An 11,902-nucleotide genomic window follows, 5' to 3' on the forward strand; every position below is an offset into this window, starting at 1 on the left:
AATAACAAAGCATAAGGCATATTGCTGATTTTTGATGGATTTGGAGGAAGCGGGCTTCATGGAAATGTTTACGATGCTGCTGGGTTTATTTGAGCGGGCGGCGCTGCTAATTATCTTTTTATTCTTTTTATCGAGGGTACCTCGTTTTAGACAGATTTTGCAGAAGGGGAAACTAAGGCCGCAGGAATATGTGGCCGTGACGCTGCTATTCTGTGCTTTTGCGATCTTTGGCACCTATACCGGGATCAATGTGGAAGGTTCACTGGTGAATGTGCGGATTATCGCTATTTTGTCGGGAGGTATTTTGTTTGGAGCACCTGTAGGGATTATTACGGGGATAGTATCGGGAGTGCACCGGTATTTGATTGATATGGATGGGATTACGGCCATTCCGTGTCTCATAACGAGTATCATTGCCGGTCTGGTGTCGGGTTACATTCATAAATACACACCCAAGTCGAAGCGGTGGATGGTTGGTATTGCGGCCGGGATGATCTGTGAAGCACTTACGATGCTGCTAATTCTGCTATATTCCTATCCGGACCCGCTCGGTGCGGACATTGTATCCAAGATTGCATTGCCCATGATTCTGGGTGAGGTCAATATTGGACTGATCGTACTGCTGGTGCAGAGTGTGGAAGGGGAAAAGGAAATGATCGCAGCACGCCAGGCCAAACTGGCCTTGGAAATTGCGAACAAAACGCTGCCCTACTTCCGCTCCATTGATGAGGACTCCCTGCGGACCATCTGTCGCATTATTCAGGAGGATATCCAGGCTGACGCTGTTGCCATTACGGATACTCGCAATGTACTGGCCTATGTCGGGTTCGGGGAAGAACGATATCACATTGGCAATGAGATTATTAGCGAGATGACGAAGCAGACGATCTCCAGCGGAGAGATTACGATCAGTAATGATGTGACGGATGAGAAAACACCGGATATTCATTCCCTGCTGATTATTCCGCTCAAGGAGCGGAGCGAAGTCACGGGAGCCCTGAAGATTTATTACCGTAAAGCTTATAAAATTACGTATCCGCTGCAAACGATGGCTGTGGGACTATCCCAGATTATTTCCACTCAGATGGAAGTTTCCCGGGTCGAAGAGATTAAGGCAGCCGCCAACAAAGCGGAACTGCGGGCATTGCAGACGACCATTCATCCTCATTTTCTCTTCAATGCGCTGAACGCGATTGCTTCTTCTATTCGAACGAAGCCTGACCGGGCACGGGAGCTGATTGTGAATTTGTCGGGATATATGCGCTATAATCTGGAGCTGTCGGATGAGCTGATCGATATTCATAAGGAGCTGGAGCAGGTCCGCAATTATGTGGAGATTGAGAAAGCCCGTTATGGCAGCAGGCTTAACGTGATCTATGAGATTGATGAGGTGGCGGTGCATATTCCAAGTCTGGTCATTCAGCCACTTGTTGAAAATGCCATCATTCATGGTGTCCTCAAGGTCAAAGGTCCTGGAACGGTGCGGATTCGGGTACAGGATTACCCTGATTTTGTACGAATAGGAGTTAGTGACACCGGTGCTGGTATCAACCCCGATATCATTGAGAAGGTCTATCATGACCGAATGCCGGGGAATCAGATTGGTCTATATAATGTTCATCGGCGGGTGAAGCTCATTTATGGACAAGGTGTAACCATTACGCGGCTGGAGCAAGGAACTGATATTATTTTTGACGTACCCAAAGGAGATGTCGTGACAAGGTGATTGGTCTATGAGAGCCCTTATCGTGGAGGATGAAATTCCTGCAAGTGAAGAATTGAATTATTTGATTCAGGAACATAGTGAGATTGAAGTGGTTGCCTGCCTGGAGGATGGTCTGGATGTACTCAAATTTCTGCAGGAGCAGGAAGTGGACGTTATTTTTCTCGATATTAACATTCCATCTCTGGACGGCATGATGCTGGCCCATCATATCGGGAAGTTCGCCAGTAAGCCTTATATCGTCTTTACGACTGCGTACAAGGAGCATGCAGCAGAAGCATTCGAGCTGGAAGCCTTTGACTACATTCTGAAGCCTTATGATGAGAAACGAATTGCAGCCATGCTGCTCAAGCTGGAGAATGCCTTCAAACGTGATCATGCGGGAGAGGGATTGGTTGAACATGGGCAGGCTCAAGTGACGGATGACACTTCCGTACAAGGATCACCGCCAAAAGCATCTGTCGCCGGAAGTGGAATACGAATTAATCTGCTGCGAAACGATAACATTATCGTAACGGATACAGCCGACATTTATTATGCGGAAGCACAAGAGAAAGTAACGAAGGTGTATACCAAAAATGGTGAGTTTACGATGCCAGTGAGCATTTCGGATTTTCATGGCCGACTGCCTCAGGAGTCCTTTTTCCGCTGTCACCGTTCTTACCTGGTCAATCTGTCTCAAATTCGTGAAATTGTACCCTGGTTTAACAATACCTATCTGCTCCGTCTGCGCGATCTGGAAGCGGAAGTGCCGGTTAGCCGGGGCAAGGTCAAGGAATTCAGGCAGCTCATGCGCATATAGAGGCATTTCATTCCGTTTCTGATGCAACTCATGCTTAAATCGGTGTTATGAATCCCCTTTCATGTATGATTAGCTTGTGAACGCATTCAAAGCAGCATTGTCATTCACCAAGTGATGGACAGTGTGCTCAGACATGACATCGGCAAAGGGGAGATCACGATGAAAGCAGCTATTTCATCAGCACCTAATTCAGCATCGACATCCATAAAAATGAATCGCTGGCTTATTGTACTGGGAACAATCATTGTACAAATGGGCCTTGGAACCATCTACACCTGGAGTTTATTTAATCAACCGCTGTCTGACCGTTTCGGATGGGACGTCAGCTCGGTCGCGATAACTTTTTCGATCACAAGTTTTGCACTCGCATTTGCTACGCTGTTTGCAGGCCGTCTGCAGGAACGGTGGGGACTGCAGCGCCTGATCCGTGTTGCGGGGATTGTCCTTGGTCTGGGACTGGTGCTCAGTTCTCAGGTCACTTCATTAACACTGCTCTACATTTTGGCAGGATTCGTAGTTGGATTTGCAGACGGGACCGCTTATATTACGTCGTTATCCAACTTAATCAAATGGTTCCCGGAACGCAAAGGTCTCATCTCAGGTATTTCCGTTGGTGCTTTTGGTACAGGCAGTTTGTTGTTTAAATATGTGAACTCGGCATTGATTGGTGCTGTAGGACCTGCTCAGGCATTTATGTACTGGGGTATCATCGTCCTGGTCCTGGTTGTGGCCGGATCTTTCCTGATTCGTGAAGCCATAGTTCGTGAACAGGCTCCCGTTAGCAAGACTGAAGGGGCGAAGCAGGAAGAAGTTATTCGTCATCAGTACACGGTAAAAGAAATGCTTCGCACGAAAGAAGCGTATATGCTGTTCGTTATCTTCTTTACGGCTTGTATGAGCGGATTGTATCTGATCGGTATCGTCAAAGACATCGGCGTGCAGCTGGCAGGTCTTGACGTGGCTACTGCTGCGAATGCCGTTGCGATGGTTGCGATCTTCAATACAGCAGGGCGTATCATTCTGGGGGCCTTGTCGGACAAAGTAGGCCGGATGAAAGTGATTGCCGGGGCACTGCTGGTTACGGCAGCCGCCGTCATGACACTAAGCCTCGTTCCGCTGACCTATGGTGTGTTCTTCGCCTGCGTGGCTGCAGTAGCGTTCTGTTTCGGTGGTAACATTACCGTATTTCCGGCGATTGTCGCGGATTATTTCGGACTGAAAAATCAGAGCAAAAACTATGGCGTCATCTATCAGGGATTTGGCATTGGAGCATTGGCTGGATCCTTTATCAGTGCCCTGCTGGGCGGATTCCATCTGACGTTTATCGTTATTGCCATACTCTGTGCTGTTTCCCTGCTGCTTGCCTTGATGATTACACCTCCGGGTCAAAATCGTCGTACACGTCAGCATGAAGGTCAAATGAGTCTCAAACCTTCATCCCGGGCAAGCTGAGTGAATTCGAATTTTTGAATATTGTTATAATTTAAAGTTCTATGTTAAATAAATGTATGGCGGTCTCTGCGGAGGCCGCTTTTTTCAATAGGGATAGGCAAAAACTACTGGTTGGTATTGGATCACTTGGGGGCAGCGTGCATTGTATCCTGTGCTTCTGCTATACTCTAGGTGAATTAAAGCACAACAACATCTGTTCGGAGCTGGAGGAGGATTTCGATGAACTTCGTTAAATATGCTGAACCTGACTTTGCAGACTATTATGCTCTGGTTTCCAATATGGAAGTCATGAAACAAATTACGGAACGTACCCTCCCGGAGGAGGAGGCGAAGACCCAATTCCGGTCCATGCTTGATTATAATCTGAGCTCCAGTTGCGGATATTTCCGGGTATCAGGTGCAGACGGAGCTGGGCTGGCTTACGCCAAACTCATTCCGGATGAATCCGATTCGTCCCGAGCGGAGATGGGCTATATGGTTTTGCCTGAATACTGGGGCCAAGGTCATGGCACGTCCATTGCGTCGCGTCTCATTTTAAAAGCACAGGCAGCGGGAATTGGTGTGCTCTATGCGATCATTGACCCATCCAACGTGGCATCCCGTCGAATATTAACCAGACAGAATTTTGTATCGACATGGACAGGCGATATGGAAGGGCTCCCCGGTGAGATTCTGGAATTAAACCTTCAAGTACGTCGGTAACCGATCAAGCCAGAAGGGTAATGATATACACACATTCTGCTTATACCTGGCATGGAGCTCATACCCGGCCGGGAATAATGCAGGATGCTGCACAGAGATATGGAGGGGATGGAGATGAGCAATACGGTAATGGAGCGTCTGAACGAATTGCTGCCGGAATGGCTGGAGACCAGTCGTCTGCATACAGGGCAGGGAAAGGTCGCTTCCTATATCCCGGAGCTGGTCAAGGCTTCACAGGATGAGCTGGGCATACATATTATGGACGCCGAAGGCAATCATGTATCTGCCGGAGATTGCGGTGTACCCTTTACGATGCAGAGCATCTCCAAAGTGTTCACACTAATTCTCGCCCTGATGGATCATGGGGAAGAAGCGGTTTTCTTTAATGTAGGAAAAGAACCTACGGGTGACGATTACAATTCGATGATCAAGCTTGAACTGGTTGAACCGGGTATCCCGTTTAACCCGCTGATCAATGCAGGAGCCATAACGGTCTCCTCCCTGGTCGCGGGAGACTGCAAGGAAGAGAAGTCACGGCGAATTCTGGAGTTTTTCCGCAAGCTCGCGAACAATGAACGGCTGGACTATAACGAAGAGGTCTTCCGGTCCGAATCGGAGACAGGTCACTTGAACCGTTCGCTGGCTTACTTTTTGAAGCATAATGGTGTGATCAAGGAAGATGTGGAAGATGTGCTCTGTGTCTATTTCCGCCACTGTTCGATCGAGGTGACTTGTGCGGATCTGGCGCGTATGGCTCTGGTGCTTGCTCATGATGGCACAGATCCGATTACCGGAAATGAGCTCATTCCACGCCGTTATGTGCAGATTGCCAAAACCTTCATGACGACCTGCGGTATGTATAACGCATCGGGCGAATTTGCCATTGAAGTCGGGCTGCCTGCCAAGAGCGGAGTATCCGGCGGAATTATCACCCTTGTTCCTGGCCAGTTTGGCATTGGTCTTGTAGGACCGGCACTAAATCGAAAAGGGAACAGCATTGCGGGCGTGCATTTGCTGGAGCGCCTTTCCAAGGAATTTGACTGGAGTCTTTTCTAAAGATTTCCCCATATACCCACCAAAATGGCCGATGAATCACATATCGGTCATTTTGCTTCTTTGGGCCGAAGGCAGCTTCGGCGATAATGGGTGTTGGGTTGCCTCGTAAAGCCTTATTGGAAGTGTAGGAAGAGGGTCCTGCATGCATGAATTCGGCTGCATCTATTGCGGAATATTCGCTAATGAGAGTTGGCAAAGTGAATAGTTCCTATTGCCGATATAAGCTTGAACGTTGGAACGTGCTATCTGCTGCGTCATTCATTCGCCAGTGTCACATTGGTAATCAGATTCATCTGAACGTCCCGGGTCCCGTTAGATGTCAGCAGCCTTAGAGTTCGTACAGTAGGGTCCAGCTTCAGTACCTGTCCAGTAAACCGGATATCGTCATGTTCATGGAACAGGGTTATGGTCACCGTATCTCCAAGCATCATTGAATTGCTGAGCAAACGGGACATTTCTTCCGCTGCCTGAGCATCCAGTGATGGACGGGTCCGGGGAGCAAGCTGTTCCTGATGAAGAATGTAAGCTTCCCGGTGCTCGGGAAGCATCATGCGCGAAGACTCAAAGAGTCCGTTTTGCTGTAGTTTTTTACTCATTTGTAATGACCTCCGATTTTATGGGAACGGTCCTGTGCCTGTGCAGACGAGCAGAGCGAGGAAGCCCGCATGATGGCAGTGTCTCCGAACTTGCGCTTGATGTCATCTGTGGCACGTTCCAGTTCTCTTTTGCGTTCACGATCATCGAACCAGGACAGCTGTACTTCGGAATCAGGCACCAGCCCGGTCAGTGAGATGCTGATGCGGCGGATGGGTAATCCGTCCCAATGACGAAGGAAGAGCGCCGCGGCCGCATCATAGACTTCATCCGTGATGTTGGTTGGCTCGTTTACCTTCATCTGGCGCGAGAAGCCAGTTGGGCGGTCGTAATCCTGCCCGCGGCATCCCACGGAGACCACGTTACCCATTAGTGATTTGTCCCGGGAGCGTCGACAGACGAGTTCTGCCAGCTCAAGCAGGACAACCTTGATCTCTTCCCAGGACTCATAATCTCTGGGAAGCGTCATCTGATGTCCAATGCCCTGCTGCTGATGTGTGTATGTCCCGGGTTTCACAGGTGAATCGTCCATACCACGGGCAATTCGCCATATTACTTCACCATTAACTCCCCAACGTTCCCTCAGTCTGGTCAGAGGCGTCCGTGCCAAATCACCAATGGTGTGAATACCCATGTTATAAAGATGTTTCCCCATCCGTGAACCGACCATGAACATCTCTCGGACAGGTTTGGTCCAGATTGTTTTCTCCATGTCCTTACGATTAAGTACACAGATGCCTCCGGGGACTTTTTTTGCATATAAGTCACAGGCCATTTTGCTCACCACTTTGGTATCACTGATGCCAATCCGAATGTATACGCCCGTCTCCTCCATGACCCTGGATTGAATGCTGCGGGCAATCGTCTCCGGGCTGCCGAATAGCTCCAGGCTTCCGGTGACATCGAGAAACTGCTCATCAATACTGTAGGGCTCAACAAGGTCAGTGAAGGACTGAAGAATCCTGGTGATGTGCAGTGACACGCGAATGTATTCTGCCATCCGGGGGCGAACGACGACAACGTCCGGGCATTTGGCAAGGGCTTCACCCAGTCGCTCAGCCGTCGTAATTCCATAAGATTTGGCAATAGGGCAGGCCGCAAGGATGATGCCTGAACGGCGCGCTGGATCTCCCGCTACGACAAGGGGACGGTCTTTGTATTCGGGATGTGCCGATTTCTCCACACTGGCATAAAATGACTGGCAGTCTGCCAGCATAATGACGCGTCCATCTTTGCGGGACATAACAGGTCTCTCCTTTATTCCATGATTCGGCTGTTCACGAACAGACAGAACTATTCAGCCGTATGTTTTTTTACATTTTATTTACAGTATGGAACATGCGTTCCTGTTTTTATAAGCATATCCCGAATGTTCTAAAGCGGCAACCGGAATTTTTTTGCAAATTGGACACAATTATGGAATCCAAATAATAGAGTCAGAATTTAGGAAATAAGATGTGCTTTTTTACATTTGATGTAAGAGATTCGTGACTTCAGGGTGATGACCCGGTGTTCATTTCGTTTTTTGTAAAAGTAATATAAATGGGCACAGTCCTATAAGGGGGGACTGATGTCCTTTTTTGCTTTTCTGCACTTTTCAGAAAACCTTGTCAGGCCGCGGGTTTTCACTGATGCGTTATCGGACTATAGTATCAATTTTGTAATCTTTATGGTTAATACTGTAAAAACGTCCGCAACTTTAACAAATGACTTGCGTTTAAAGGGGTAAGTGTTCAAGCCGAAACAGCTGCTGCATACCGCGTTGCATATAACTTTAACGGGTAGAGAACTGCAACAGGTTAGAGAGTTCGGAATGTGGTTTTATCAATGTCAAAATGGCATTCGTGAAGAAGAGAAGCTAGGCAAACTTTTCATGCTAGTTCATGGCCGTTTTTACGAATTATGGGCAGAATGTTGCATTCCACGTTTGCTTCCATCAGCCTAGTTACAAATGCAGAGTATTGGCGCTATAGTGAGAACACACCGCTGGCATCTCTACCCGGAGCGGACATCCAAGCAGTATGAATGGCTGCATGTCTGTTAGCTTTAATTTCAGATTCAGACGAAAACAGGCAGGATGCATAATAGAGAGGTGAGCAATCAGGAGCCATGAGCAGACGAAGAAGAAAGCGCTGGATGTTAACGATGTTGACGGGAGCGGTTGTACTGACCGGTGGAATATTGGCCGGTTGGCACTACATGCAGCCCCAGCTCGTTACCTACACAGCCGAGAATGGCACGGAGATGAAATTCAAGACCGAGGGAGACCGGTTCATGGAATACGGGCCCGATGGAACATGGAGGGAGATGTTCGTTAAGGGCGTCAACCTGGGTGCAACTTCGCCGGGATATTATCCGGGAGAATTTCCCCTGACCGAAGAGGATTACCTAAGGTGGTTCCAGCAGATTCAGGAGATGGGGGCCAATGTCATACGGGTGTATACGGTCCACGAACCGATTTTTTACTCAGCATTGGTCGATTATAACCGTGGCCGGGAGCAGCCGTTATATTTTATACAGGGTATATGGTCGCCGGAAGAAGAGTTGATTGAGAAGCAGGACGCTTATGCTGATCATATTGAACAGACGTTCAAGCAGGAGATTGAAAAAGCGGTAACGGCGGTATATGGGGATGCGGATATTCCCGAAAAGGCCGGAGCCTCCAGCGGCAAGTACAAAAAGAATGCCGGTAAATATCTGATGGCTTGGCATGTTGGCACCGAGTGGGATCCCACGATGGTAGACAACACGAATGAAAAACATCCCGATGTTCCGCAATACAAGGGCGTTCATTTTTCCGGGACTGCAGATGCTTCGCCTTTCGAGAACTGGTTAGCCGAGCTGCTCGACTACACAGCCGTTCTGGAGAAGAAGTATGGATGGGAACATCCGATGACGTTCACCAATTGGGTGACAACCGATGTGCTGGAACATCCAGGCGAGCCATTGTATGAGGAGGATCTCGTCAGTGTGGATGCCCGGCATATTCAGCCGGAGGATTGGCAGGGAGGATATTTTGCAGCATATCATGTATATCCCTATTATCCGGACTTATTCCATACGGACCAGACCCTTCAAACGATCAAGGATGCAAACGGCGAGTACAACACGTACAAAAGCTATCTACGCAAGCTAAAAGCCGAGTATTCCGATATGCCTGTAATGGTAACAGAGTATGGTGTACCTTCTTCCCTGGGGATTTCTCATCTAGGCATGGGGGGAAGGGATCAGGGCGGACATAACGAGGCCGAACAAGGAGCCATTGACGCTTCACTAACTCAGGATATCTATGACGAAGGGTATGCGGGAGCGATTCTGTTCATGTGGCAGGATGAATGGTTCAAGAAAACCTGGAACACGATGCCTTTTGAAATTCCTGCTGATCGGCGGGCCTACTGGCTAAACGTGCTGACCAACGAGAAAATGTTCGGTCTGCTCGCCATGGACCCCGGCAAACAGGAACAGCTGACCATCGACGGGAAACTGGATGACTGGGTTGCGCTGAACGAAGAAGAGGTTACGGTATGGCAGGGAAAAGTGGACGGCATTCAGGAAATGAAGCTGACCCACGACGAGGCCTACCTGTACATTGGGATGAAACTGGACCAGCCGTATGATCCAGATCAAACGGTGCTCCGCATAGGGACGGATACACTGGCAGGCGGCAATCAGCCTGGCGAGCGGCTTCCGGAACGAACGCTAAGTGACGGTCTCGAAACGGTCATCACGCTGGGACAGGATGATGAATCCCAGGTAGAGATCGCCAAGGATTATGATTTTAACCAGCGTCTGTACGGCAAGGAAGGATACGATATGCTTCCGGACAAGCAAGCTAATGCCGCTGATCCCTTCCATCCATGGAATTTGGCAGTCAGCCTGAGGATGACGCCGCCGGATACCCGGTCCGCTCATCCGTTTATGAATGAGAAGGTGGGTATCTTGAAGCGGGGAACAACGGCTCCCGGACAGTCCGATACGGATTCATTGACGACCTGGCAGTATGACGGCAATCAGGTGGAGATGCGAATTCCCTGGATGCTGCTTGGGTTTGGTGACCCAAGTTCACTGCAAGTGATCGATTATGGACCCCTGCAGGAAGGACGGGCGTTTAAGACGGTGACGACTGAAGGCATAACGCTGGTTCCATGGTTAATGGATCGATCGACGGGCAACGTGACCTGGCCCGCAGGTGATCAGACGACGCTGGATTTGACAACCTTGCCTGTGTATAGCTGGCAGCCGTGGGAACAGGTGAAATACAGTGAACGACTGAAGCTGAGTTACGAAGAAATGAAGAAAGTCTTTGAACAAATTCCAAGTTCTCAGATGAATTAAGTGAGTATAAAGGAGGACCTTTTCACATGTTTTCGAGTTTGGCGTTGGCCTATCTATTTTTATACATCTGTATAGCGCTCGTCGCTCTGGGTGTGATCCTGCTGTTTGCCATGAAAGTGTCCCATAACGGCAAACGGCGCAAGATTGAATTCTACAAACAAAAGCAACGGGATTACTTCACGTATCTGCAAACGGCACTGACTGAAGGCCGTCCGCTGAGATTGCCTCCCGGCAAGCTGGCTCCGGTTGAACGACAGGTGATTCAGAGCAAGCTTATTGAGTGGATTGATCAATTCAAAGGGGAGTACCGGGACAAATTGATTGCACTCTGCCGCGAAGCAGGATTTGTAGAACATGATCTGAAAGAACTGGGCCGATTGCGTTATGGCCGGCAGATCGATGCAGCATATCGATTGGGCGGCATGCGCTGTCCCGAAGCTGTCCCGGGCCTGATGGAAATACTCAAGGATGAGAAGCCCGGACCGATGGCATTCATGATTGGACGTTCCATTGCGAGAAGCACAACCCGTCAGGGTGAATTGAAGGACATGCTTGAGGTGTTACTCACAAAAGGAAAATCGATTCATCATCTGGCTGCAGATATCTTGCTTGAGACCAGCCTGGATACAAGCAGACTTCTGATTGAGCTGCTGGAAGACCGCAATCCTGATTTTGTAAAGGTTGGACTTGTTGCCATGTGGGGACAGGCTGTACCTGAAGTCATGCCGGCACTCGACCGGTTGGTCGGTGCAGAACATCAGGATGTACGGGCGGAAGCGGTGAAGCTGTATCTGAGCGCAAGTCCGGCACTTCAGGATGAGACGATTCTCAAGCTGATGAAGGATGCTGATCCGGAAGTACGGGCAGAAGTGGTTCAGGCGCTTGGTTCGAAGCATGCGGCAGGCAGCATTCCACTGCTGCGCAAGGCGCTCCGTGACGAAGACTGGCGAGTGCGCTATACGAGTGCAGAGAGCTTGAGCATGCTGGGCGAACCCGGATTCGAAGCGTTATGTCAGGCAGCGGTACAAGGTACCGGTGCTGAACGTGAAATTGCAATGCAGCAAATCGAGAGCACGATGAAACAATCCGGAGCCGATCACAAAGCGGTTGACCAGATGATTGTGCACAACAAGAGAAGGCTGCTCTATGACCAATATTTTGCCCCTGTACCGGGTAACCGAACAACGAAGAGACGCACCAGTGTGGCTGCGGTAGGAGGGGATTACACTGCTTAGGGA

9 protein-coding genes are annotated in these 11,902 nt (G+C 49.3%); 7 read left to right on the forward strand and 2 right to left on the reverse strand.

All coding sequences use genetic code 11. The annotated features are described in order from the left end of the window. The first annotated feature begins 58 nt into the window (after positions 1-58). The 5 genes from PIL01S_RS13055 to glsA all read left to right on the forward strand — a co-directional run bounded on the left by PIL01S_RS13055 (position 59) and on the right by glsA (position 5,735). Positions 59-1,726, forward strand: coding sequence for a sensor histidine kinase (locus PIL01S_RS13055; protein ID WP_174818692.1), 1,668 nt, complete (start codon positions 59-61; stop codon positions 1,724-1,726). A gap of 7 nt (positions 1,727-1,733) precedes the next feature. After that, positions 1,734-2,525: a LytR/AlgR family response regulator transcription factor gene (locus PIL01S_RS13060; protein ID WP_127537878.1), complete on the forward strand. Its 792-nt coding sequence runs from the start codon at positions 1,734-1,736 to the stop codon at positions 2,523-2,525. Between the two features lie 159 nt (positions 2,526-2,684). Then, positions 2,685-3,977 (forward strand): L-lactate MFS transporter, encoded by a 1,293-nt coding sequence (locus PIL01S_RS13065; protein ID WP_174818693.1) that lies wholly within the window; start codon positions 2,685-2,687, stop codon positions 3,975-3,977. Positions 3,978-4,196: 219 nt separating this feature from the next. Continuing rightward, entirely contained in the window at positions 4,197-4,679 is a 483-nt protein-coding gene (locus tag PIL01S_RS13070; protein ID WP_127537879.1) for a GNAT family N-acetyltransferase, read from the forward strand. 114 nt (positions 4,680-4,793) lie between these two features. Continuing rightward, positions 4,794-5,735: a glutaminase A gene (gene glsA / locus PIL01S_RS13075; RefSeq protein ID WP_127537880.1), complete on the forward strand. Its 942-nt coding sequence runs from the start codon at positions 4,794-4,796 to the stop codon at positions 5,733-5,735. A 254-nt stretch (positions 5,736-5,989) separates the two neighbouring features. On the opposite strand, the gene PIL01S_RS13080 is transcribed toward glsA, so the two are convergent. Both PIL01S_RS13080 and PIL01S_RS13085 read right to left on the reverse strand, forming a co-directional pair. After that, complete coding sequence (locus PIL01S_RS13080) at positions 5,990-6,331, reverse strand: YolD-like family protein (protein ID WP_127537881.1); 342 nt, start codon at positions 6,329-6,331, stop codon at positions 5,990-5,992. Next, complete coding sequence (locus PIL01S_RS13085; protein ID WP_127537882.1) at positions 6,328-7,572, reverse strand: DNA polymerase IV; 1,245 nt, start codon at positions 7,570-7,572, stop codon at positions 6,328-6,330. Before PIL01S_RS13085 ends, PIL01S_RS13080 begins: the two co-directional genes overlap by 4 nt. An 866-nt stretch (positions 7,573-8,438) precedes the next feature. Between PIL01S_RS13085 and PIL01S_RS13090 the strand changes: the two genes are divergently transcribed. Both PIL01S_RS13090 and PIL01S_RS13095 read left to right on the forward strand, forming a co-directional pair. Then, positions 8,439-10,664: a hypothetical protein gene (locus tag PIL01S_RS13090; protein WP_127537883.1), complete on the forward strand. Its 2,226-nt coding sequence runs from the start codon at positions 8,439-8,441 to the stop codon at positions 10,662-10,664. Between the two features lie 26 nt (positions 10,665-10,690). Further along, a complete protein-coding gene (locus PIL01S_RS13095; RefSeq protein ID WP_127537884.1) occupies positions 10,691-11,899 on the forward strand; it encodes a HEAT repeat domain-containing protein in 1,209 nt (402 codons plus the stop codon). Positions 11,900-11,902 lie beyond the last annotated feature (3 nt).

Origin of the sequence: Paenibacillus illinoisensis NBRC 15959, from assembly GCF_004000925.1 — a bacterium.
In the GTDB taxonomy this organism is placed as follows: Bacteria; Bacillota; Bacilli; order Paenibacillales; family Paenibacillaceae; genus Paenibacillus; species Paenibacillus illinoisensis.

Excerpts from the sequence above, each read along its gene's own strand:
- PIL01S_RS13055 (WP_174818692.1), top strand. The coding sequence starts at position 59 with ATGGAAATGTTTACGATGCTGCTGGGTTTATTTGAGCGGGCGGCGCTG.
- PIL01S_RS13060 (WP_127537878.1), top strand. The coding sequence starts at position 1,734 with ATGAGAGCCCTTATCGTGGAGGATGAAATTCCTGCAAGTGAAGAATTG.
- PIL01S_RS13065 (WP_174818693.1), top strand. The coding sequence starts at position 2,685 with ATGAAAGCAGCTATTTCATCAGCACCTAATTCAGCATCGACATCCATA.
- PIL01S_RS13070 (WP_127537879.1), top strand. The coding sequence starts at position 4,197 with ATGAACTTCGTTAAATATGCTGAACCTGACTTTGCAGACTATTATGCT.
- glsA (WP_127537880.1), top strand. The coding sequence starts at position 4,794 with ATGAGCAATACGGTAATGGAGCGTCTGAACGAATTGCTGCCGGAATGG.
- PIL01S_RS13080 (WP_127537881.1), bottom strand. The coding sequence starts at position 6,331 with ATGAGTAAAAAACTACAGCAAAACGGACTCTTTGAGTCTTCGCGCATG.
- PIL01S_RS13085 (WP_127537882.1), bottom strand. The coding sequence starts at position 7,572 with ATGTCCCGCAAAGATGGACGCGTCATTATGCTGGCAGACTGCCAGTCA.
- PIL01S_RS13090 (WP_127537883.1), top strand. The coding sequence starts at position 8,439 with ATGAGCAGACGAAGAAGAAAGCGCTGGATGTTAACGATGTTGACGGGA.
- PIL01S_RS13095 (WP_127537884.1), top strand. The coding sequence starts at position 10,691 with ATGTTTTCGAGTTTGGCGTTGGCCTATCTATTTTTATACATCTGTATA.